The following is a 22175-nucleotide window of genomic DNA, read 5'->3' on the forward strand; positions in this document are numbered from 1 at the left end:
GCCGATTCGCGATTGTTCGCATCCTGCGATTCGGGAAGCTTTCGTGCACGCTCAGGGCATCTGCAGCGGGCGGATTTTAGCCTTGCTGCTGATTGTAGATGGGTGCGGATTGAGCTTTTGGGGATTATTCCTATGAGCTGCCATGCTCGACCTGCCATCCGATTTCCGCCAGGCTCACTTCGCGGCTTCCTCCCACTACCTCCCCGATGCCCAGTCTCAGCCCTCCCCCTGTTCAGAGCCCTGCACCAGAGGTGCGCTTTGTCTTCGCTGCTCCCTCCCCATATACCGGCCGGTTCGATGCCACTAGGGCTGGTCTAGGTATCGCTCTCGAACTGCAGAGGATGGCCCGGGAGCAGCAGTTGCCAGTGCGCATCAGCTTGATGGCCCTGCCCAGTCAGGCCGGCCGAGCTGAGGTCAGGTCGCTGCTGGAGCCAGGGCCGCGGGTACTGGTGGTGGGGGGCTCCACCTGGAGCCAGGGCTCGGCCGCACCCCTGCGTCGCCTGTTCGAACTGGGTGGGGATGTGTCATTGCAGGGGGTGCGCGCCACCGCTTTTGCCACAGCCGGCGGGGCACACACGGGCGGTGAGATGGTGGTGTTCGACAGCCTGCGCTCGCTCATGGGGCAGGGGGCCCTGGGGTTCACGGCCGGTCAGCGACTGATGGTATTCAGCACCGATGAAAGGCTTGAACAACAGCCGGGCCAGTTCACCCACCTCGACTGTTGGGCCATGGGCCAATACGCGCGCGAGCTGCTGCTCCAGGCCCATGCCAGCCCAGATCCCGTTCAGACGGTTGCACTGGCTGGGCGTCTCGGGGTCGACCTGACCTACTACCGGCGCTTCCCGCGTCAGCCGTCTGACCTTGGCTCCCAGGCCAGGAGCGTCTGCGCCCGAATCAATCCGCTGGCTGCGGCTGCTCGCCCGGGCCTCGCTGCCGTGGCGTCCGCTCTGGACAGGCCCGTACCTGAGATCCGCATGTTGTTTGCCCCCTGAGGGGCTGCTTGCATGGCGCCAGTTGCGGTTCGTTGATGGGGGTGCGCACCGTTCTGCGTCTGGGTGACCCTCGATTGCGCCAGAGCGCCAAGGCTGTGCCGGAAGTTCACCATCCCGCCTTGAGGCAACTGATTACGGATCTGCACGACACGATGGAGGCCTGCAGCGGCGCCGGCCTGGCTGCTCCCCAAATCGGCGTGCTGCTGCGGGTAGTGCTGTTCGGTGGTGGTGGGCCCAACCCCCGCTACCCTGATGCGCCACCGCTTCCCCGCACCCTGTTGATCAATCCCGTGCTCACCCCGCTCGGACCGGAGCGTGATGAGGGCTGGGAGGGATGCCTGAGTGTGCCGGGGTTGAGGGGGCGGGTGTCGCGTTGGCAACGGCTGCGCTATCAGGGGATCGATGGCGATGGCCAGCCCGTGGATCGTTGCGTGGAGGGGTTTCATGCCCGGGTGGTGCAGCACGAGTGCGACCATCTCGATGGCGTGCTTTTCCCCGACCGGCTCAGTGATCCCACTGCTTTTGGCTTCATCCCTGAGCTGGAAGCGGCCGGGCTGATTCCGGCGGTCCCCAGTTAGGACCCCTCGCTTGGAGCGAGAGTTGTAAAAGCCCTACGGCATGACTCCTGCTACCAACCGGGTAGCTGTCCTTGGCTACCTCCTCCAGCCCGGTTCTTAGGAGAGCGGTGGCAGGCTGCACCAGCGGGCCCATGCGTTCAGTGCCTGGCGGGAAGACGCGCTGATCGCAGCCGACGCTTGCTGTGCATCCTTGAGCATGGCCTTGACCGGCGGACAGTCGAGTCCGATAGCAGCCTTGCTCGGTACGGCGCTGGCACCGGGCACACCCATTTTTACAAGCATATTCTGAACCTTCTGGTCCTCCGGGGAGGCCGTCGGCCCACCAGCAGGGCCGGACTGGCCGCAGGCCGACAGGATCAAGCTGGTGAGCATCAACAGGCCGAGGTAGGTGCGGAAGCGTCCCATAGGAAACCTGAACTGACTGGTCAGTAGCACCGGGAGGAGGGAAGCGTCGAGTGCCCAGGTCACTAAGAACCGGTTCCGCCTCCTGCATGTGCTCCGGGTCACAGCCGTGCGGCTGTCTCTCCGCTCACGATGGCGGCCAGCGAGGGTTAATCCGATTGATGCAGCTTCCCTTGGGTGTGGTGGTGGGGCTGCTGTTTGTTGCTGGCCTGCTGCTCAGCCGTATCCATTTCTGCATGGTTGCCGCTGTCGCCAAAGCCAGCCATGGCGACTGGGCTACGGCCCGGTCGATCGCTCTGATTAGCTTCGGGGTCAGCGCCGTGCTGCTGGCGCTGGCGGCCGCTTCGGGCAGCGTTCCGCGCCAGCTGGCACTGGACTGGCCGGTTGTTGCCGGGGGGGTGTCATTCGGGGTCGTGGCTGCCTGGAACCGGGGCTGCTTCGTGGGTACGAGCATTCAGCTGGCCGGAGGGGATGTGAGGGCCCTGTTGAGCATGGTGGGGTGGGTGCTTGGCTTCAAGATCGCTGGCAGCCCCATGGCCCTGCCGGTTCTTCCAGGCCAGCTCCAGCGCACTGCGCTAGCTCTGGTCGCCCTGCTGGTACTGCTGTGTCTCCTGTGGTTGGCGGCCCGCCCTGCAGCCCAGCCCTCAGGGTCGCCGGCTGGAGACGGGGTGGCATGGCGAGCTTCGATCGCCTGCGGAGCCATGCTCGCCTTGATCGACAACGATCTCTGGCGCTGGGACCCCTCCTCCCTGGCCCGTGCCCTGGCCCAGCCCCTCGCCCTGGTCGACAGCCTGCAGCACCACGACCCTGCCCCGCTGCTGGGGCTGGTGCTGCTAGCCGGTATGGCGGGTGAAGCCCTAGTGCGGCGACGTTTCCAGCTCACCTTGCCGCAATTACACGATCTAGTGCGTATCCCCTACGGGATGGCCATGGCTGCGGGAGCTGTGCTGGCTATGGGCGGCAACGACACCCAATTGCTGCGTTTTATGCCGGGCGGCTCCCCCCACGGCTGGGTGGTGGTGCCGGCGATGGTGGCAGGCATTCTGATCGGCATGCGCTGCTCGCCCCCCCTTGCCCTCCTCCGAAGCTAAAGGTTCTGGCAGGATCACCCCAGCTTCCGCCAGCCGGCTTCCCTCCATCCGCTTGCCGAGCCCCCGCCACCTAGATGCGGCCACCACGGCGCTTGCTTACATTGCCTGCGTGGTGGTCGTAAACGTGGGGTTCAGCCATCATCCGGACTTGGACTGGTTCTGGTCCTTGCTGGTGGGTGGTGTGCTGGCGCTGCGGGACCTAGCCCAGCGCCGTTGGGGCCATGCCGTGCTGCTGCTGATGCTGATCGGTGCGGGGTTGTCGTTCCGCCTTGGGGCCCCTGCGGTGGCCCTTGCGAGCGTCACGGCCTTTCTGATCAGTGAGACGGTCGACTGGCTTGTGTACTCCACCACCCGCAGCCCCTTTTCAAAGCGGGTGTGGTGGTCCGTGCTCTGCAGCGCCCCAGTAGATACGTCGGTGTTCCTGGCCATGGCAGGCCTCTGGAGCTGGCCGTTGTTCACCATCGGGGTGGGTACAAGATTCTGGCCGGAGGGTTGATCAGCCTCAGTCTCCGGTCCCGGAGCGGGGCGGTCATTGGCACTCGCCCCCGCCCATGAGCCATGTCCAAGGTGGATAACCAGCGGGTAGCGATCACCGGCAGCTCGGCCCTGGTAGCTGGGGTTGTCGGTACGCCAGCGCTATGGGTATGTCTGCAGCACGACCAGCTGCTGAGTGACCGGGCCTTGGATCCATCCCAGCTCTGCGGCTTCGCCAGGCTCACGCCGGGCGAAGCCCGGGTGCTCAGCCGCCAGCAGCATCTTGGCCTGGCCGCTGCCGAGCTGGCCTGGGGGCAGGCTGGACTGACTGATCGGCGTCAGCCCCTGCGGGGAGAGGGGCATCCCGGGCTTCAGGACCCCTGGCGACTGCGAGCTGGGGTGGTGAGCGCCAGTGCACTCGGTCATATCGGTGCCCTGCTGGAGGAGCAGGCGTCCACCCCGCAGCGGCCTTCTGCAACCAGTCTCAGTCGCTGGCGTGGTAATGGTCTCGGAGCTGCTGTCGCCTTGCGCTTCGGCCTGCAGGGCGAGCAGCTGAACATCAATGCCGCCAGCAGCACCGGTGCCCAGGCCCTCGCCCTCGCTGGCCGGTTGATCCGATCTGGCGAGCAGGACCTGATGGTGGTGGTCGGTGCCGAACCCCGGCTACAGCCTCTGCTGCGGCAGGCCTCCCAAAGGAGCGGGGCGCTTGCGGCGAGCGAGAATTCCCAGCCGCTCATGGCCACACGTAGCGGCATGGTGCCCCGGGAAGCAGCCGGCTGCTTGGTGCTTGAGCGGTTCGAATCAGCGGAGGACCGAGGGGCGCCGCTGCTGGGTTGGCTGGAGTCTTCGGCAACGGGCTGCGAGGCCCATCATTTGGTGGCTCCCCAGCCGGGGCAGGCCCTCAGCCATCAGCTACTGAAGCGCCTCCTAGGGGATGGTCCCAGGAGCAGGGAGGCCATCGACTGGATCTGTCTGCATGCCACCGGCACCCGTCGCTTCGACGCGGAAGAGATCGCCTTCGTGCATCAGGCTTTCCCTGCTCTGCCTTGGATCACGGCGATGAAGCGAACCCTCGGGCATGGCCTTGGTGCGGCTGGGGTAGTGGAAGCAGCCTTAATGGTTGAGGGCTTGCAACTGGGCAGTGTTCCCCCATGGCCCAAGGGCATCGATCCCAACCTGGAACTGCCGGCCAACGCTCCCATGCTTGCTCCCATTCCACGACGGACTTTGCAACTCTCCTCTGGCATGGGGGGAGTGGTGGTGATGAACCTGCTGGATGCGGCTTGAGCTGATGTTGAACGAATGGCAACGCCGTTGGAGTGAGTCTGCGTCTAGGTGGTCAAATCGACTGGCGTTACAAACGCCGGAGGCAGCAATGACCTTTGGCCAGTTGGCGACGGAAGCAGGACATTGGCAACGCAAATATGAGGCATGTCCCGACTGGTCAGTGGGTCGGTGCGTAGCCTGGGCTTGGCAGGACAACCTTCGTGATCTTCCGCACTTGCTGGGCCTGTGGCTTGCTGGCGGTGTGTGGATCGCTAGGCGCGACGATCTTTCGACGGCAGACTTGGCCCAGAGTCTGGCGTCCTCCTGTCGCGGACCAGAGGGTGGGAGTGAAGCTTGGCAGCTAATCCTGTTCAGTTCAGGTTCAACCGGCAGCCCGAAGGTGCTGGTGCGTGGCTGGCGGCAGGCACTGCATGAGGCCGATGCCTATGCCCGGCGGCTTGCAGTGCCTGTCGGCAGCCAGGCCACGATGTTAGTCAAACCCTGGTTTGGGGCTTCTACCAAGCATCTGCTGGCAGGCCTGCTGGGTGGTTGGTGCCAAAGCCTCGGGTCTGCGGCCTTGGCCGCCCAGGGTGGGGGGGGTGAGGTGCTTTACGCCACTCCCAGCCAGCTGATGTCTCTTGGTGTCGCGCCAGCTGGCTCGAGAGGCTTCGATTGGCTATCGCTGACTGGAGAATCCTGCCCAGCATCATTGTGGCCGCTGCTTCAGAGCTGGGCTACGGACTCAGGTCGTTGTCTCAATGCGCTGGGGGCCAGTGAAACCGGGGTTATTGCCGACCAGGTGTTGTCGTTGGCTATGCCCTGGCAATCATTTGCAGGCACACCCGAAGCCAGCAAGACAATTGACCTGGTCGATGAAAGCGGATGCACCCTTGCCGATCCCACGGCTATCGGACAGCTGCGCATCCGTGGCAGTTCCCTGATTGAAGGGCAGCTGCTCTATCGGGAGCTGTCTTGGCGTTTTCAGGAGAGCGAGCAGATTGGATCCCAGATGGTTTTCGTAAGCAACGATCTGGCTCGCTGGACGAAGGATCAAAAGCTAGAACTTCTGGGACGAAGCAATCAACTCCTCAAGCGGCACGGCATCTGGGTGGATGCGACTCCACTTAGGCAGTTACTTGAGCAACAACCGGAGGTGCGCCGTTGCCAGTTATTTGGCGCAGCCGAAGGGATATGGGCCTGGGTCGAATACATTGAACCAACCAGCAAGGCGCTTGAAAATCTGGCGCAGCTGCTGCAAGCCCAGCTCACAGACCAGCGTCTGCTCCCCCATCGTCTTTTTGCTACAACAAAATTCCCCCTCAACGGTAATGGAAAGGTTGATCTATCGCGCTTGCAAGCCGCCGGGTCAAACCCAGCCATCCTCAACGCACTGGTAATCGATCCAGCTGTAATCTTGCCCGATGAGGCATGGCCGCTCGATTCACTCGATCAAGCCCAGCTTGTCGCCCAGCTGGGAAATATAAATCTCTTATGGTGCGGCGCGGGCTTACAAGCGCTGAAAGCTAGCCGGCCCTCAGGGGTTGGATTAGTGGGTCTTCCATTCCCTGAACCACCAGCAACCTGGCCCCATCAAGTAGATCGAATGGCGCTGGAGGAGGTCGCGCTGGATCAGGTCCGGGAGCTACAGAACATCACAAACGGGGATCTTGGTGAAACCGTTTGGCTGGGTGGTTACTCGATCAAAGCTTGGTGGGCCTATGCGTTTGCTCAGCAGCTGATGGTCCAGGGAGTTGCCGTGGCAGGAATCATTCTCCTGGATCCACCTAATCCATTCAGCGGCAGGCTTCGCTGGGGCTGGCGTCGCCACCTGGCTGATCGGTGGCGAAGGTGGCTAAAAGGCCGCCGCCGCTCTGAAAGCTGGTATCGGCAACGGGCCTACAATCAGGAGTTGCTCGGTTGCTGGCAGCCACGTCCGATTAATGCCAAGTTGCTGCTGTTTACTAGTTGTTATGGGCGAAGACTTCCCTTGCGCAGGGCCCGCTGGCTGCAACCCGAACTCGTCTGGAAAGAGTTGGCCGGGGCCAGGCATGGTGATGTCGTTCAGGATTTTGAAGTGAGCGCAATCTGGCAGGCGGAAATATGGCAGCGGCTGCTCTCTACAAACAACTCCTCTCTATCGATGGCTGATCGTTCGACCGCGCCCCCCGCAGAGGCCGCACGTCATGGCAACCTGAGCCCTTTGGTACCAGAGCGATGAGCTCGGAACTAAGCCGCCGTCTGTTTGGAGAACCACTACCCCGGAGCCAAGCCGAGGCTGAAAAGTTGCCCAGTTTTGCTGCTCTGCCAATTCTTTCGTCAGATGCACTCTCTTCTGTGGCCTATGCCACTGAAGCGGCACTGGGAGTGCTCGTGCTCGCGGGCAGCGGCGCCTTGAGTTTGTCCTTGCCGATTACCGCAGCGATCGTGGTCCTGATCGCCATTGTGGTGTTCTCCTACCGACAGACGATCGAGGCCTATCCCCAGGGGGGTGGTGCTTATGTCGTTGGCCGCGAAAATCTCGGCACCTGGGCGGCTCTGGTGGCGGCCGCCAGCCTGCTGATCGATTACGTGCTTACGGCGGCGGTGAGTTTGATGGCCGGCACCCAGGCCCTCACCTCTTTGGTGCCTTGGCTGCTGCCCTGGGAGGTGGTGATCGCCCTGATCTTGCTCACCGTGGTGGGCTGGGCCAACTTGCGGGGCCTGCGCGAATCAGGTCGCCTTTTCGCCCTGCCCACCTACTCATTCGTGCTGATGGTGGTAGTGCTGGCAATAGCTGGTGCAGGCAACCTGCTCTTCTCTCACGGCTTCCAGCCCGATCCCCCCCCAGCGGTGGTAGCTGCTGAGCCCCTCGGCCTGTTTTTGATTTTGAGGGCTTTCAGCTCCGGTTGCTCAGCTATGACCGGCATCGAGGCAATCGCCAATGGCGTGCAGGTGTTTCGGGAACCCTCCGCCCAGGGGGCCCGCCGCACTCTGGTGGTGATGGGTGCCCTGTTGGCAGCGATGTTTCTGGCGGTGAGTGGTTTGGGCTTCATGTACGGCATCGCCCCCCATCCAGACATCACCGTGCTCGCCCAGATCGGCCAGCGCCTGTTCGGCTCCGGCAACCCCCTTTACTGGCTTCTACAGGTCACCACCCTGCTGATCCTGATGCTGGCTGCCAACACGGCCTTCGCGGATTTTCCCCGTCTTTCAGCTCTGTTGGCCCGCGACAACTTCCTGCCCCGGCAGATGGCGTGGGTTGGCGATCGTCTCGTGTTCCAGAACGGCATCGTGGGGTTGGTGGTTGCGACTGCCGTGATCGTGCTGGTGAGCCGGGGGGACACCACGGTGGCAGTGAATCTCTATGCCCTCGGTGTATTTCTGGCCTTCACCATCTCCCAGACCGGCATGGTTGTGCACGGCTGGCGACAGCGCGCCAGCCACTGGCAGGGTCGGGTTTTGATGAATGGAGCCGGCGCCATTTGCACCTTGCTTGTGCTTGTTGTGATCGGAATCAGCAAGTTTGCGGAGGGTGCGTGGACTGTGGTAATTGCCATCCCTATGCTGGTACTGCTGTTGGCCAGCATTCGCCAGCGTTACCGCCGCGTCTATGCCGCGATTAGCCTGCCTCCTGGATCAAGCCAACCACTGTGCATTTCGCCAAGGAATGAACCAATCGGTAATCGCAGCATTGTCTGGCTGCGCATGTTTAGCCAGCCGGGGATTGAGGCCTTGCGTTATGCCGCCACTATCTCAGATCGGGTGGATGCCGTCTGGGTTCTGAAGAGCGATGACGATGCCGAACGGATCCGGGCGGACTGGAGTGAATTGGTCGGCAGGGATCCTGCGATCAATCTCACCCTGCTGGAGAGTCCCTACGCCTCCGAGATCAACCCCTTCGTTGACTTCGTGGAGGCTGAGGAGAGCCGCCATCCCGGACGTCTGACGATCGTGATGCCGATGGCCATACCCCGCTATCGATTAGACAGCCTGCTGCTCAATCAGCATGGCGTCAGCCTACGTCGCGCCCTTGATGCTCATCACAACCGCGTCTACACCTTGGTGCGCTACTACCTACCGGCCTAACGATGGCAACTCTGGAGTACATATAAGGGGGCGTCACTGATTGCGGCCACCTGCCTGCCCCTTACCTCTCTGACGCCTAGGCTAATTCCCTGGGAGCCAGTGTTCGTTATGGCCTTGCTCACCGTGGTCAGCTCCGACACGCATCTATCCAACCGGAGTAGGGCGGCATAATCGAGATGTACCGCTGGATCACAGGCGAGTTGGCGGTACAGGATCATCTCCCAACCGACTTCTGCTTAGCGCTCCAACTGTTAGTGATAGTCACTCGGGGCGCCTCGTTCGCCGTTCAGCAATACTACCGGCCATCGATTTACAGCATTGGTCGTACCAATTATCTATCTCCAAACCTTACAGCAATCTACCCCGATCCTCTGCCATTGGCATTGCGTTGCATCGGCGGCCTCCTGAGCGATGTATTCCTGTGCTAGTAATAAGAGCAGCTTCTACAGGTTGCCTACAGCATGATTGACCTGACAATCCGCAATCTCCAGCAGGAGATCAAGGCGAGGATTGACTTCCAGCGGGACAGCGTGGAAGTTTTGGCCGAAGTGCACTACAAGACAGTTCAGCATTATCTCGACACCCATATGAATGTGGTTGTCATGACTGGCGGGAGAAACGGTCTACAGCTGCCGCACTATCACAAGCATGGTTTTGATTTCTTTGTTGTGCTTCAGGGGCGGGGCTGGCTTCATACGGCTGACCTAATGGATGGTCAGATCACCGCTGAGGGTTGGCGGCATCAGCGCCTTGAGAGCGGAGATTCCTACGGTGTTGAACCCAACAAGGTTCATTGCATACTGAATGATAGCCAGGATGACTTGATCTTTCTCAATGTATCCCCAGCAGGACATATGGACGCAGATTATTTCGTGGTCGACGGTGTTGACCATGAAAGCCTGAGGAGTGCTTGATGGTGTTCAGCCAGGATTATTATCCCCCAGGTTCACTATCACAAACCCTGCTGCAATCAGTACAACTCCAAATAGCTGGGCGCTGCTTATGACTTGGCGATAGGCCAACGCCCCGATCAGAACCACGGCAAGGGTTCCAATTCCGCTCCATAATGCGTAGGTGATTCCAAGTGGGATCACGGTGACCACCCTCGAGACTAGGGCGATGGCGCAGCCATAGGCTGCGAGTAGAAGTGCTGTTGGCCAGGGGCGAGTCAGGCCTTCTGAAAGCTTAAGCAGTGATGTGCCTGCGACTTCTGCTGAAATCGCCAGCACCAATGCCAACCAGGCTTGGGAGGTGGTCATGGTGTTCGTTTTATGGATGGCTGAGAACGGATTGTTCGGTTGGCAATCGCCCGATCCTGGGCCGCAAGCAAGAGATTCATTTCCTCTAACACTTGGATCTTTGGGTCCAGGGTTCGAAAGAATTTGCCCCATAGCTCAGGGGTACTTAGCATAAAGATACCCTAGCCTGCTTCGATGAAATGGGCAGCTTTTGATGCGCTGCTTAGGAATCATGTTTAATTTTAGCGCAACTGGCAATCAAAATGATGAGTAGTAGTATTCTTTGGTGTGGCTATTCGTTGTTCTCGGTTTGACACTGATGCCAACTGACTTCATTCGGACAGCTCTGCCATGTTTTGCCTTGGGAACAGTTGTCTTGCCTTATGCCAAAGCTGCAGGTCTTTCGGGTCCAGGGCCAATAGATAGCTCTTTACGCCATGGGCATATAGCTCGCCATGCCAGAGATATAGCAGCACATCTGTATGGCCGATGCGCTTCACTCTCCTGTGGCCAGCGCATCCTTGGTTTTGGGTCAATGGGTGCGAGCTGCTAGTAATCCGAATTGACAATCCATGTATCCTTGAATCCTCCACCCTGAGTGAAGTTGACAATTCTGGAGGATGGCTGCAAGGCTACTCTTGTCAATGCAGCATTTGCCAAAAGGGGTTGTCTTCCAAAAACAATAATCGGCCGCAGATCAACACGGCAGGGTTCGAGCTTTCCGGAACGAAGGCATGGAACAGTGGATAGCTCTTGCAAAGGCTGAGCAATGTGATGGCGGGGATTTTTGGCGATGGCATCCGCCATGAAGAGCCTTTCCTCAGGTGTCGCGAGTGGCCCGATCATCACTCCTGCCCCCCCTGCTCCGCCGACATGCTTGATCACAAGTTGATCAAGCCTATCAATCACGTGCTCTCGCTCTGATGCGTTAACACAACGATAGGTGGGTACTTGCTCAATCTTGGGTTGTTCACCCAAGTAATAGCGAATCACGTCGGGTATAAAGCTATAGATCAACTTGTCACCAGCAATGCCGGTACCTGGAGGATTAGCAATGGCTACTGATCCATTCAAAAAGAGTCCCATCAGCCCTGGAATGCCCAACATGTGATCAGCGCCTTCACACTCACTGGCGTAGAAGTCTTCGTTGCGCCGGTAGATCACATCAACGCAGACAGGATTCTTGCCCGAATGACGCCATAGCCGACCTGCATCAACCCACAGCTCAGTTGGTTCAACAACCGGAATTTCCATCTCATCAGCCAGTCGGCGGTGCTCGTAAAACGCGCTACTAAGCCGACCAGGTGTGAGCACAACAAGATCAGGATCGTCAGTCCATGGCGCGAGAGATGCCAACGCGCTGCGCAAAAGACTGGGACCGTCTTGGATTGGCGCGACGTCAATCCCTCTGAACAACCATTGGAAGTGCTGAAGCTGGGTCTCACGAGCGGCCAATGCATAACCGATCCCAGACGCACGCCTGAGGTTCTCCTCGAGAACCATCCATTGACTATCAGCATTTCGGATGAGATCAAAAGCAGCTATAACGCACCATCGCTGTACATATGATCCACAGCCCAACAGCTCAGGGCACCAGAAAGGGGAGCTTGCTATCAAATCCTCAGGGATTATCCCATCTCGAAGAATCCGCTGCTCTCCATAGAGATCGGCAACAAATGCATCCAACGCAACAGCTCGCTGGATTAAACCAGCCTCAAGGAGCTTCCACTCAGCTTGATCTATAAGTCGAGGCAGTGGGTCAAATGGCAGAAAGGCTTCCGGATGAGTGAGCGTTGGCTTCTCAAGTCGATAGTCAACTCCCGCAGTCAGCTGGTCCCGCTGGGCATTACGCAGGTCGACTATTGTTTGTGCTAGTGAATGCTGGCGGACATGTTCCAATAGATTCGTAGCACATTCATAACTGAACGCATCACGAGAAGTAAAATACTCATCGAAGCCGGGTCCGGCTACATAGGGTTTTAGGCTAGAAATCTCAGCAGACATTTGCCAAGGCCTGGGCAGCACGCCATGTTCTGAGCTGCTGCTGCCGGTGCAAAATATCGGGGTCAGCCGTTAACCCAGGCTGGCAGCGCAGAATCTCGCGATCAGGGAGCCCAAAGAAAACGCCGCCATTGGTGAACTGAATGCAACCCTCATTCACAGCAAAGACGCGTGCGCTGCCCGTGATCGCTTCTCGGCAAATATCGGCGCCGTAGACGTGGAGGCTCAGAAAACTCTCAATTCCAGAATTTCCCATTTGATGAATGAGACCTCGATTCACCAACCTGATTTGCCCTGGGGTGTAAGGGAGAGATGCTTCATACTGGAGGCGTCGCCCTTTCAGGTTATAGCTGTGATGCTCTGCGATACCAAAACACTGCACAGCTCCCCACTGAGCGTATCCATGATCGTGAATAGCGCTGAAGTCTCCCGGTAGCCACGTCATCACCATCACCTCAAAATGCCCGCCATACCAGACCAGCCGACGGCCGTAGCTATCCCGAGGTGAGTGGTTGTAATCAGCCCAGGGCTCAAGCTCAACAGCGCTTACGCCTGCGCTTGCAATCAGCTCTAACAATTGCGCTGAATCACTCACCGTGCAGGCGCACAATCCCTCGATCAGGGACCTCAGGCCAGGGGATTGGGGCACATGTTCAGAGCCCATGGTCCTGCTCAGCTTCGGTATTGAGAATGCGCTGCAGGATCGTCACGTCATACCAGCGGCCATGCAGGTAGCCGATGCGTTGCTGTGTGCCCACACGCTCATACCCCCACCGCTCATGGAAGCGAATGCTGTGACCATTCCCAGCCACGACCTTGGCGACCAAATGAGCGTAGCCGTACCCCTGGGCTACTTCGATCAATTGGTGCTGCAGGCTACCCCCCACCCCCTGGCCCTGCACTGCCGGGTGCACATAGACCGATGTTTCCGCGCAGCGGCTGTAGCCAACCCGCGGGGAGTAGGGCTTGAGATCTGCCCAGCCAATCACTTCCCCCAGGCACGTCGCCACCAACAGACTGCTCCGAGCACCCATCTCCTGGCGCTTCATTGCGACGGCTTCCGGCGGGAAGCGGCGGTCATCCATGGTGATCCCTCCTTGATCGATGGCCCATTGGTAGATCGCAGCAATGGCAGCGTCGTCTCTGGGCTGGGCTGCTCGAATCTCGATGGGAGCGGACGCCAGGGCAAAGTATTTGATCCAGTCAAGCAACTGATTGAGCGCGGGAGCACTGCCCATCAGCTGCAAGCTTGCAAATCCACCCACATTGCCAACGTTGATTTCGCTGACCCGCCAGGTACCGGAGTCGTCTTGCAAAAAGTCGTAGCCGAGGACTCTTAATCCCAGGGAGGCATAAGCAGGCCAAGTGGATTCAATCGCCTCTCGCTCTTGATCATTCACAGGAGCCGCCGTACACCGGCCGCCGGCGGCCACATTGTTCACCCAATGCCCGGCCGCCGATCGCCGCACATAGGCCCCCAAGATCTGTCCATCCAGCACAACCACCCGCTTATCCCCCTCGCTGGTGCGTGGCAGGAAGCGCATGAACTGCAGGGGTGCATCCGTCCCGCCCTGCAGCTCATCAAGCAGCGACCTTAACGAGCTCTGCTCTGAGCGTTGTCCATAGGCATGTTCAAAGGCGTATAGCTTGCCCTGTTTCTTTAGGCGAAACACCCCTTGGGCCTGGGTACTGTTGCCTTGCTTGGCGACAACCTCTCCATGGGTTTGCAAAAAAGCCTCGATCTGTGTTGGATCGTTGCTGACCAGGTGTGGTGGCATGAAGTCACCCGCTAATTCCGAAAGGAAATGCGGTTTGAGCTGTTGAATCTTGCTGGAAGGTCGATTCAGGAAACGCAGCTGCGGCTCCAGCTCCTGCAGCACCTCCAAATACCCCTGAGCGAATGGCTTCAGGCTCCGGCAGAAGACAGCATCAATCTCTTCGGGGATGAAGGGGGTGAAGGGCGATTGTCCCAACCTCAAAAAGGTCGCTTGGTCAAGACCTGCCTGCAACGGGGTGAGCCGCCATTGGGAGGAAGGGAGGCTGTTGATCTGCTCTGTGGCTAAATGCAGAGGGACGAAATCAGGGTTTGCTGCAGCCGCTCTGTAAAAGCATGGAACGTCACCTTCCCCGTTGGAATAACGGCTTGGATCAGCAATCAATAGGAGTTTGACGCTCATGTCACAGGAGCGATGACGTTTGCGCCATTAGCTGCCAGTTCCGCCATTTGCTCCTGCTCCTGTTTACCTATAGCTGGCTTGGACTTGCCAAACGCCGTGATCATGACCCCCACCATGATCACCAGCAAACCCACCACCTGGTTGCTGGCAGGCCACTGCCGATTCAGCAGCGCTGCTACTAATACACCAACCGCTGGGGCAGGTGTCGCCCAGCGACCAACACTGATCGAGTCAAGCTGGTTGGATGCATCGAACCAAAGGAACTGAGCAACCACAATGATCAGCAGGGCATAGATCACCATCACGATCCAGAGTTTGCCGGAAAACGCATCAGCAAAGTGATGCGGCCCAAAGACCACGTTGGCAACGATAAAGAAAATCACGCTGGAGGAGCCGTTGCGAACAAACACCAGCGCTCGCAGCGACACGTCTTGATCGAGAATCGCTTTACCCAGAATTGAGGAGATAGCAAAGACGACAGTCGACATGATAATTAGGGCATCTCCTTTGTTCACCATCCAATTCGAACCAATCAAAGCCACCACCAACGTGCCGGCAATGATGAACCCAAAACCAAGCCAATCTCGCTTGGAAATCAGTCGACTAAACACAACAGCGCCGGAGAGAGCATAGAGAACAGGAGCCAAACGGCCGAGCAAAATCGCATTGGTTGATGAGGTGTACTCCAGGCCGATGTAGATGAGTGCAGAGTTCAACGCCGCCAATCCTCCATCCAGCACTAGTCCCAATCGCACCCTCGTAGACAACCCCTTGATGTCCTTCCAGATAGGACCGGGTTTAAACCAGCACAAGACGACCAGAGCCGCACAGAGGTTGCCGACAAAGAGAACATTGCAAAAAGAGATCGGGGTCTTTGTGCCTTGACCCAATGCCGCTCCGTTCATCACCAAAAAGGCAATCAGCACAGGGCGTAGGGCCGCCAAAACCCGGGACGCTAGCAGCTCGTAGCGGGGGTCTAACTTCATCCGTTCAGCAGCCTATAGGTGGATGGGTCGGACTTGAGCGCCATCAGGTTGTCGTACTCAATTACTTCGCCTTCGATTGCGACAGCCTGGGCCACCACATCCAGAACACGATCGTTCACAGGGTTGCCCTCCTGATCAATTAGCACCAGATCCAGGACCTCTCCTGCGCTGTTGTGAACGTGGAACACCACTGGGACCCCACCACTTATGCAACGAATGGCACAACCCATGTGGGTTTTCCCGGCGCCCGGCTTCATTACCCCAGAAAAACACTTGCTGTCGATAATTTCGCCCACCAACTTGAATGAACCAAGCGATATCCCTTCCAAATCAGGAGCCGAGAGATCAGCAGGCTGAGGAATGGGCTGGGCTTGTCGTGTGTTCATCACACTCAAGGCTCCATGGCTAAAGAGGGAACCCTGCAAACGCACCCATTGACCTTGATACTGCATCACCGAGTCTGGTGGGCTGCTTTTGCCAGGGCCCGCTAGCAAGATACGGGAATAGTGGGAGTGACCAGTGGTTTGTCCAGGCCGCGGCACCAACAACTGAGCTCCGCCTGGACCATTGAGTAGCAAGCCAGTTAGTTGCTTGATTGGTTGACGACTACCTGCACCGTATTGGTTTTGCAGCGTTGGCACCAGCAGGCCGAGCAGGACGGCTAAGCCCACAACCAGCGGCAGGAACCAACCCAAGAAGCGCCGATGCGCTTTCGGCAGGGGCCTGTAGTGAATGAAGAAGTCCATCGCTCAGGTCTGCTGTGGTTGGTGAGGAGGCAAACCAAGGCGCACCCTCCCCTGATGCAACTCGACCGGGAACGTAGGCACACATTCCGTAAATGGTGGCGGGGAGGCACCGGTTTCCAAGCGGTATTCGTAGCCATGCCATGGGCAGACCACGCAGCCGTTCACGACTTGGCCCTCCCCCAACGGGCCGTTCTGGTGTTGACAGACATTCGAGAGGGCAAACACCTCTGCTCCGCGGCGAAAGACCGCGACCCGCTCCCCAGCCAACACGACAACTTTGGCCCGGCCATCGGGAATGGCATCGATGGGTCCCAGATCCACCCAACCTGAGGTCTCTACAACCAGCGGATGACCATCAATCGCCCATTCCCTCCAACCACTGATCAGATGAATGGACAGCAACCAAAACAGACCCGCCAAGATCAGTGCTGCCAGCCAAGGGGACTGGTTGCTCTGCAATGCCCCTAAACACACATGGCCCACCAGAGCCGCATAGCCGACATAGATCGCCATATGAATGGCTTTCCAGACTGGCGCCGTGAGATTCGTTAACCAGAAGTCGTGGCTAGTGACAGCCATCACAAACAGCACCGCCAAGCCCACGACCCCCAACAACTCAAAGGGAAACAACTCAAAGTTGTTGAAGTGTCGATTGCTGGTGAATAAACTCACCAGCGGATCGCGATTACCGAAGTCGTTGTACCAATTCAGCGCTCCATGGAAACTCCACGGCAGCTCTGGGGCTTTCTGCCCAAGCCAACTCCAGGGTTCCATTGGCAAATGCCAACCGTTGACGTGCAAGAAGCCCAGCAAAAACACCAACACCCCCATGTGACGGCGGTTAAACAGCAGGGTGTGAAAGAGCGGGTTGAGACGGGCGAGAGGGCCAATCGAAAGGGTGAGATGTAACAAGATATAGGCCGCACTGCCGTAGGCCCGGATGGCGACCCCGTCGGTCTCCAAGGGAGCATTGGCTGCTGCGGCCCACCAATGGCTGATCGCCATGAACAGCAGGAGGTAGACACTGACCGTCCCGAGCAGAATGCCGTCGTAAATGAGTTTTCGGCGCGTCCATTGCACCGCTACGTAGCCATGGCTCATGGCTGATTCACTCCCAGTGGAATTGACTGCAAAATCAAGGTTGATAAGACGCTTTGGTTGAGCGGATTCACCAGCAGTAGTTGTCCAGGCTCCGCAGAATGGAGGGCATTGCTAACTACTTCAGGTAAGCGATACATGTGGGTCCCGGCTCCCGCGATCGAGCCCAACACTTGCGCTTTCTGAAGCTCAACGGGATTCGTGGTGGTGCGCTTCCAATAGAGCAGTGGGTCAGCCACGTTGAGTTGCCCCTCAGGGGTGACGCGCAATTGAAGCTCTCGGCCTGAGCTGAAAGCCTCTACTTGCCCCCTCAGCTGCGTGCCCTGAGCTGTCCAGCTGAAACGAGACAGCAGTCGACCTTGCGCGACGGCGTCACCTAGGTCCGCACGAGAGAATAAGGACGATGAACCTCCTCCAACAGGGGGGATTTCGGGTCGCTGCATCACGGCGCTCACCGCCATCCATGGGAGAAGAACGGCCAACACGGTGATTAACCATCGATGGGCCTGACGTCGACAACAGATCATGGGCGGGCCGCCATCCGATGGGCATTGCGCTCAACCGCTGGAGGAGTACCCAGCCAGACCCGCTTGATCAGCCAAGGCCATAACAAAGCAAACCCTGGGATGGTCAGCAAACGGAAGCCGAGATTCCTCCATCCACGCGCTGAAGAATCGATCCGTTGGACACCAAAACAACTGATCAAAATACCGATCACTAAGCTGATATACCCATAGGCCCTGATCCCATCAAGGCCCGCACGAACAGCAGGTAGAGAACCTTCAAGCACCGGCATTGTGACTTGTATTTGCCTAAGACTAGGTCCCTTGCCTAGTGCTGATTCAACTTGTGTCACAGGTGTTCTCGCTGCGGCTGCGAGTATGGATTGAGGTCGGCTGGCTTGCGACCTCTTAGTGTTTCAGAGCATTTCAGCCTTTGCCGATATTGCCTTGATCGGCCTTTCCTAGCGTCCCCAGATTGCCCCCGAGGGGGCGTTCCTCCCTTGATGCGCGCAGCTCAGGCACGCGTCTCACCGACCGGCGTTGCAGGTGGGTGGTAGGAAGAGGGTGCGGATCCCATATGTTGCAATGTTTCCATTTGTGCGACCGGCCCCAATCCTTGCAGCAGCAGGCCCATCAATCTGATACACGATGGTCTTGAGGCTATAGATATTTCTTTTGATGGTCTGCGGTTGAGATCGCCAATCAGCGCATTAACAATCGGTGCATTAACAATCGGCGTGGCGTCTGACTAGGCACAATCCTGAGGGTCGTTATTGAAAATAACTATGGGTCGATTGCGGCCTGACCGCGACTGCGTAGTTTTTGGGCTTCAATCAAGCCAATGCCGGCTCCTGCGATCACGCAGCTGATGACGAGGTTGAAGGTTAGTTGTTCTCTTAAGATGAACCAAGCGAGCAGTCCGCTAGCGAACGGTAGAAAACCCTCGCAAAGGGCAACGAGTGTTCCGCCTGCTTTGGCCAGGGCGGCCGCCTCCACTAATGTATAAGCCGTGGAGATCACGCCACCGTAGACAAGCATCGCTTGCCAGAGTAGAGGGGACTGTAGGTCGTAGAGATGGGCTAAACCAAATGTAGTGATTGCCCAAATGAAGAAAATAGATGTTTGCACGCCGGTTTGCCAGATGGCATAGGCGAATATGCTGGCCTCCCGCGTAACTGGCTCTGAGTACTTGTAATACAGCATGCCCAGCATGAGGATAAGGACCAAAAGCAATCCATTGCCAGTAGTTGTATTGGGTATCAGATTCACTCCCATGGCGCTGAGCTCTACGCCTGTTTCTGTGTCTGTTGTCGGCCCCAGTGCAATCCAGGCGGAGAGAGCCACAAGAACGGCTCCCACGGTAGGGAGGGTCTTCGGCGCTTTGCGTTGATCAAGGCAGTCCCAAATCATCAATGCGATAGCTGTACAGGCTACGGTGAGGGTGACCTGGATGGCGCTGATCCGAGAAAAAGCAATCACCAGTGCCACTTCTAGCAGGGCATTGCAACCAATTGGGAGGAGAGATGTGAAGGCCAGTCTTGAGTTCCATGCCGTTTCCTGATCTCTGCTTCGTCGGTCGCGCTGCCGTTGGAAGCGTCTTGCCAGCAATAGCGCCACCAGGCTGAAAGCGTTGCCAAATAACAGGCCATTGCAGAAGTTAATCGGGTTATGCCCATTCACCAATCGCGTTGAGCCCAGTTGATAAGCGAGCACCAGCACTAGGGGCTGGAGAGCCTCAAGCCCGGTTGTTGCTAAAGCGAGTGCGATCCCCGTTTTGTCCGCGGACTGGCTCGATCTTGCTGGAGCCATGTTGTTCTTCACGCTGGATGCTCTTTGGGTTGACTTGTTATGAAGCGATCGTGCCTTTCATAAACCTGCAAACCACTCATAACCTTGATCTTCCCACGTGCCGAGCCGCTGAGGATTCAGAGTGCTAAGCACGTGAATAGCGGTGATCCACTTGCTCAGCTTGTAGCTCAGCTTCAGGGGGGAGGCTAACCGCAGTGGTGCTCCATTGGCGGCAGGCAAGGGGGCTCCATTCATCTTGGTTCCCAGCAATGTCTGGGGATGGAGCGCCGTGCATAGATCCCAGGTTTCGAAGTATCCATCCGCTGATTCGAAGGCCACATACCCCGCCAGCGGAGACACTCCTGCTAGCCTGAGCATATCGCCCAGCTGCACACCTCCCCAGGCCACAATAACTGTCCAGCCTACCACGCAATCATGTCGGATAACCATCTCCTGCTGGGGGAACTGGTTGAGTGCGCTCAGACTTAGTTGTTGTGGTTGTTGCACCAAACCATCCACGGTGAGTGAAAAACTAGCTGCATTGATCTCTGGCACACCGTTGAAGCTATTCACCAGTAGTGCTGAGGGCTCCACTTGGTTTTTTGCAAATTCTGGAACGGCACCATTGGTTTGCATTCAGGATTCGATCGCTCGTTCAGGGGGCGTGTGAGCTGAGCCACCTCTGGGCCCAGCGGGTTGAGAGCGCAACCTCCGAGGCTTATAAGGCCACCCGACCCAAGGGCTGATTGCAGCAGGCTCCGGCGTTTCATGGTTTCTACCAGCTAATTGCTCTGAACAAGCGCAGGCCGCCGAGTTTCAACGACAGCGGCACATGGGACAACACGAGCAGCGCCATGGCCGGAATAGTTGCAAAGTGCACCACGCGTAGCTGTTGCCAGCTACCGAACCAACCCGATAGCCACCACAGGGTGGCGGGTTTGTACATCGCCAGTCCGGTGAGCAGCGCTACAGACAGCACCATCAACATCAGCGTGTAAAGGAGCTTGTGCAGCGCATAGTTGCGCTTTCTGGGGGTACTGGACCTGAGTGCTCCAAGATCCCCACCACGACCAAGCCGCTCCCTCCGCAACTGCCATAACAGCAGCAGCCAGCTGCCTAGAACGAGTGCAAAGATGCCCATGAACCCGAAGTGCCACCACCGTCCGCCAGCCAGCCAGCCACCGAGCGTGAGCAAACTGGGTATGGGGTCTCCAGATTGCCCGCCAAATACGGGATTAGCGTTGTAAATCTGTAATCCACTGCTCGCCATGCCCACCAGCACGAGTGCATTGCAGGCATGAAGCGCTCGCGTCTAGAGCGATTGGTGATGACGTAACTCCATCGACTGCAGCTTGTGATTTTACATTAGCTCTTTCCACGACTAAAGACAGACTCTGCCACTTTGTCGTGGCTACCGCGGGAGAAGCCCATCACCTAGTTACCTTCACGATGTTGCGTTGTAAGCAACGATATTGTTCAATTTTTGAATATTGATGCGTCGATGCCCCTTGTTGTCGATGCTCACCAGGTCGCCATAGCGGTAGCCGAGCATGATGTCCTTTACCGAGTAAAGATATGTCTGCACTAATCCAGAGCCAGTTATTTCGTCAATGCCTTCCACTAGTGGCATGATCACCGCTTTGCGTTGCAAGAGGCCCTCGATTCCCATTTGTGTAATCGGGCTGCCCTCATCGAGGTTGTGGGTGAGCGTTGCTGTTTGACTCAATTGAGGCGTGCCTGTATTCAGAGTTGTTAATGGAACGATGCGCCGTTGCCATAGGCCAGGCTCTGGCTCGTCATCAAAAATTAGCGAAAGCGAATAGCTTACGTTGAGCCACTGGCTTCTATCTGTTGTTACAAAACGGCAGAACAGATGGCCATTGTCAAGGCTACTAATGCATAGATGTCGACTGAATATGAGTGGCATTTCGTTGCTGCTTAGCCTGGAGAATACAACAGCAGTCAATGTTGATAATGTGATCAACCCGCTGATCAGATCTAGCACGGCAATGGCATAGGTGAACCTTGAGTTGGCTTCCAACCCACTGAATGCGTTGGCTAGAAAAGATTCGATTGCAAAGGCAAATGGCTTCGGTATGCCCATAGGAGCATCGCCCACAATGTGCCGCTCATCAAGGCTCAGAATCAAGCCAAAGATGATGATTTGGCTCAAGTAGATGGCAACCATTGTTGCGAAGAACAGCCACCATGGCATCCGGATCATTGCCGCCAGCGGTTGTCGCCACAGCTGATTCCATGGTGTGTTCTGATTGTTTTGATGAAGCTTGCGATGATTGAATTCAAACATGTCTATGGCTGTGAGATTGTGATTTTTCCGCTACCGACTAGCTCCTCTATGCAACCAAACTGATGTGTTGAGGTGAGTCTTTGCGGGAACAGTATGTCATTAAGGTGGTCGCATTCATATTGCATAACACGCGCTTCAAAGCCTCCCACACGACGCTGGGTTACAAGTCAGTTTAGTTTGTGCACCCATTCCTCGACTTTCAGCCAACGCGTGAAATCCTCTCGCAAACCTGGCACGCTGAGACATCCCTGCCATGTGCCAGCGAGGCCATTATCCCTTGAGAAGCAGGAATCTCATTGCTTGATCGTTCGGATTGCCATAAATTAGAGCCAATTTATCTGTTTGCCTTCTATTCGCCTGTGGCCCAACTCACTTTGAGCCACTTGATTGTTGACGGTGCGGCGCTACTTTTCAACCTTATCTGTCTTTCTGGATTGCTTGACACAATCGTACGCGCCTCTT

General features: G+C 57.6%; 21 protein-coding genes and 1 pseudogene. 8 read left to right on the forward strand and 14 right to left on the reverse strand.

Features of this window, described 5'->3' with window-relative positions; all coding sequences use genetic code 11:
- The first annotated feature begins 206 nt into the window (after window positions 1-206).
- Window positions 207-992: a hypothetical protein gene (locus tag KBY73_RS08620; RefSeq protein ID WP_254936693.1), complete on the forward strand. Its 786-nt coding sequence runs from the start codon at window positions 207-209 to the stop codon at window positions 990-992.
- Window positions 993-1027: 35 nt separating this feature from the next.
- A complete protein-coding gene (def, locus tag KBY73_RS08625) occupies window positions 1028-1570 on the forward strand; it encodes a peptide deformylase (protein WP_254936694.1) in 543 nt (180 codons plus the stop codon).
- Window positions 1571-1666: 96 nt separating this feature from the next.
- Here def and KBY73_RS08630 read toward each other — a convergent pair whose 3' ends face one another.
- Window positions 1667-1975, reverse strand: a complete 309-nt coding sequence (locus KBY73_RS08630) for a hypothetical protein (RefSeq protein ID WP_254936695.1) — start codon at window positions 1973-1975, stop codon at window positions 1667-1669.
- 158 nt (window positions 1976-2133) lie between these two features.
- On the opposite strand from KBY73_RS08630, the gene KBY73_RS08635 reads away from it, so the two are divergent.
- From KBY73_RS08635 to KBY73_RS08660, 6 genes are all read left to right on the forward strand, one after another.
- Window positions 2134-3063, forward strand: coding sequence for a YeeE/YedE thiosulfate transporter family protein (locus KBY73_RS08635; RefSeq protein ID WP_254936696.1), 930 nt, complete (start codon window positions 2134-2136; stop codon window positions 3061-3063).
- A 52-nt stretch (window positions 3064-3115) separates the two neighbouring features.
- The gene (locus KBY73_RS08640) at window positions 3116-3559 is read left to right on the forward strand and encodes a VUT family protein (protein ID WP_254936697.1); all 444 of its coding nucleotides are present in this window, start codon (window positions 3116-3118) and stop codon (window positions 3557-3559) included.
- 62 nt (window positions 3560-3621) lie between these two features.
- Entirely contained in the window at window positions 3622-4824 is a 1203-nt protein-coding gene (locus KBY73_RS08645) for a beta-ketoacyl synthase N-terminal-like domain-containing protein (protein ID WP_254936698.1), read from the forward strand.
- A gap of 88 nt (window positions 4825-4912) precedes the next feature.
- Window positions 4913-7021: an AMP-binding protein gene (locus KBY73_RS08650; RefSeq protein ID WP_254936699.1), complete on the forward strand. Its 2109-nt coding sequence runs from the start codon at window positions 4913-4915 to the stop codon at window positions 7019-7021.
- Entirely contained in the window at window positions 7018-8868 is a 1851-nt protein-coding gene (locus KBY73_RS08655) for an APC family permease (protein ID WP_254936700.1), read from the forward strand. Before KBY73_RS08650 ends, KBY73_RS08655 begins: the two co-directional genes overlap by 4 nt.
- 461 nt (window positions 8869-9329) lie before the next feature.
- The gene (locus KBY73_RS08660) at window positions 9330-9782 is read left to right on the forward strand and encodes a cupin domain-containing protein (RefSeq protein WP_254936701.1); all 453 of its coding nucleotides are present in this window, start codon (window positions 9330-9332) and stop codon (window positions 9780-9782) included.
- A gap of 6 nt (window positions 9783-9788) precedes the next feature.
- On the opposite strand, the gene KBY73_RS08665 is transcribed toward KBY73_RS08660, so the two are convergent.
- The 13 genes and pseudogenes from KBY73_RS08665 to KBY73_RS15140 all read right to left on the reverse strand — a co-directional run bounded on the left by KBY73_RS08665 (window position 9789) and on the right by KBY73_RS15140 (window position 21862).
- Window positions 9789-10127 (reverse strand): multidrug efflux SMR transporter, encoded by a 339-nt coding sequence (locus tag KBY73_RS08665; RefSeq protein ID WP_254936702.1) that lies wholly within the window; start codon window positions 10125-10127, stop codon window positions 9789-9791.
- A gap of 311 nt (window positions 10128-10438) precedes the next feature.
- Window positions 10439-10606, reverse strand: coding sequence for a hypothetical protein (locus KBY73_RS08670; RefSeq protein WP_254936703.1), 168 nt, complete (start codon window positions 10604-10606; stop codon window positions 10439-10441).
- Window positions 10607-10655: 49 nt separating this feature from the next.
- Window positions 10656-12110, reverse strand: a complete 1455-nt coding sequence (locus tag KBY73_RS08675) for a circularly permuted type 2 ATP-grasp protein (protein ID WP_254936704.1) — start codon at window positions 12108-12110, stop codon at window positions 10656-10658.
- Entirely contained in the window at window positions 12100-12702 is a 603-nt protein-coding gene (locus KBY73_RS08680; RefSeq protein WP_254936705.1) for a cysteine dioxygenase family protein, read from the reverse strand. The genes KBY73_RS08675 and KBY73_RS08680 overlap by 11 nt, the downstream gene beginning before the upstream one ends.
- A gap of 58 nt (window positions 12703-12760) precedes the next feature.
- Window positions 12761-14080: a GNAT family N-acetyltransferase gene (locus KBY73_RS08685; protein ID WP_254936706.1), complete on the reverse strand. Its 1320-nt coding sequence runs from the start codon at window positions 14078-14080 to the stop codon at window positions 12761-12763.
- Window positions 14081-14280: 200 nt separating this feature from the next.
- Window positions 14281-15270, reverse strand: a complete 990-nt coding sequence (locus KBY73_RS08690; RefSeq protein ID WP_254936707.1) for a DMT family transporter — start codon at window positions 15268-15270, stop codon at window positions 14281-14283.
- On the reverse strand, window positions 15267-16016 hold the full coding sequence (locus KBY73_RS08695) for a hypothetical protein (RefSeq protein WP_254936708.1): 750 nt from the start codon (window positions 16014-16016) through the stop codon (window positions 15267-15269). The genes KBY73_RS08690 and KBY73_RS08695 overlap by 4 nt, the downstream gene beginning before the upstream one ends.
- 3 nt (window positions 16017-16019) lie before the next feature.
- Window positions 16020-17117 carry a Rieske 2Fe-2S domain-containing protein gene (locus tag KBY73_RS08700; protein WP_254936709.1) on the reverse strand — a complete coding sequence of 366 codons (1098 nt, stop codon included), beginning with the start codon at window positions 17115-17117 and terminating at the stop codon, window positions 16020-16022.
- A 1283-nt stretch (window positions 17118-18400) separates the two neighbouring features.
- Window positions 18401-19438 carry an EamA family transporter gene (locus KBY73_RS15060; RefSeq protein WP_254936710.1) on the reverse strand — a complete coding sequence of 346 codons (1038 nt, stop codon included), beginning with the start codon at window positions 19436-19438 and terminating at the stop codon, window positions 18401-18403.
- A 45-nt stretch (window positions 19439-19483) separates the two neighbouring features.
- Complete coding sequence (locus tag KBY73_RS08710) at window positions 19484-20041, reverse strand: molybdopterin-dependent oxidoreductase (RefSeq protein ID WP_254936711.1); 558 nt, start codon at window positions 20039-20041, stop codon at window positions 19484-19486.
- A 139-nt stretch (window positions 20042-20180) separates the two neighbouring features.
- Window positions 20181-20705 (reverse strand): annotated as a pseudogene (locus tag KBY73_RS08715) (cytochrome b/b6 domain-containing protein); the annotation flags it as partial.
- A gap of 144 nt (window positions 20706-20849) precedes the next feature.
- Window positions 20850-21713, reverse strand: a complete 864-nt coding sequence (locus KBY73_RS08720; RefSeq protein WP_254936712.1) for a hypothetical protein — start codon at window positions 21711-21713, stop codon at window positions 20850-20852.
- Window positions 21714-21715: 2 nt separating this feature from the next.
- Window positions 21716-21862, reverse strand: coding sequence for a hypothetical protein (locus KBY73_RS15140; protein ID WP_396096858.1), 147 nt, complete (start codon window positions 21860-21862; stop codon window positions 21716-21718).
- Window positions 21863-22175: the final 313 nt, after the last annotated feature.

Source organism: Cyanobium sp. Tous-M-B4 (assembly GCF_024345395.1).
GTDB lineage: Bacteria > Cyanobacteriota > Cyanobacteriia > PCC-6307 > Cyanobiaceae > Cyanobium_A.

Excerpts from the sequence above, each read along its gene's own strand:
- KBY73_RS08620 (WP_254936693.1), top strand. The coding sequence starts at position 207 with ATGCCCAGTCTCAGCCCTCCCCCTGTTCAGAGCCCTGCACCAGAGGTG.
- def (WP_254936694.1), top strand. The coding sequence starts at position 1,028 with ATGGGGGTGCGCACCGTTCTGCGTCTGGGTGACCCTCGATTGCGCCAG.
- KBY73_RS08630 (WP_254936695.1), bottom strand. The coding sequence starts at position 1,975 with ATGGGACGCTTCCGCACCTACCTCGGCCTGTTGATGCTCACCAGCTTG.
- KBY73_RS08635 (WP_254936696.1), top strand. The coding sequence starts at position 2,134 with ATGCAGCTTCCCTTGGGTGTGGTGGTGGGGCTGCTGTTTGTTGCTGGC.
- KBY73_RS08645 (WP_254936698.1), top strand. The coding sequence starts at position 3,622 with ATGTCCAAGGTGGATAACCAGCGGGTAGCGATCACCGGCAGCTCGGCC.
- KBY73_RS08650 (WP_254936699.1), top strand. The coding sequence starts at position 4,913 with ATGACCTTTGGCCAGTTGGCGACGGAAGCAGGACATTGGCAACGCAAA.
- KBY73_RS08655 (WP_254936700.1), top strand. The coding sequence starts at position 7,018 with ATGAGCTCGGAACTAAGCCGCCGTCTGTTTGGAGAACCACTACCCCGG.
- KBY73_RS08660 (WP_254936701.1), top strand. The coding sequence starts at position 9,330 with ATGATTGACCTGACAATCCGCAATCTCCAGCAGGAGATCAAGGCGAGG.
- KBY73_RS08665 (WP_254936702.1), bottom strand. The coding sequence starts at position 10,127 with ATGACCACCTCCCAAGCCTGGTTGGCATTGGTGCTGGCGATTTCAGCA.
- KBY73_RS08675 (WP_254936704.1), bottom strand. The coding sequence starts at position 12,110 with ATGTCTGCTGAGATTTCTAGCCTAAAACCCTATGTAGCCGGACCCGGC.
- KBY73_RS08690 (WP_254936707.1), bottom strand. The coding sequence starts at position 15,270 with ATGAAGTTAGACCCCCGCTACGAGCTGCTAGCGTCCCGGGTTTTGGCG.
- KBY73_RS08695 (WP_254936708.1), bottom strand. The coding sequence starts at position 16,016 with ATGGACTTCTTCATTCACTACAGGCCCCTGCCGAAAGCGCATCGGCGC.
- KBY73_RS08700 (WP_254936709.1), bottom strand. The coding sequence starts at position 17,117 with ATGAGCCATGGCTACGTAGCGGTGCAATGGACGCGCCGAAAACTCATT.
- KBY73_RS08710 (WP_254936711.1), bottom strand. The coding sequence starts at position 20,041 with ATGCAAACCAATGGTGCCGTTCCAGAATTTGCAAAAAACCAAGTGGAG.
- KBY73_RS08720 (WP_254936712.1), bottom strand. The coding sequence starts at position 21,713 with ATGTTTGAATTCAATCATCGCAAGCTTCATCAAAACAATCAGAACACA.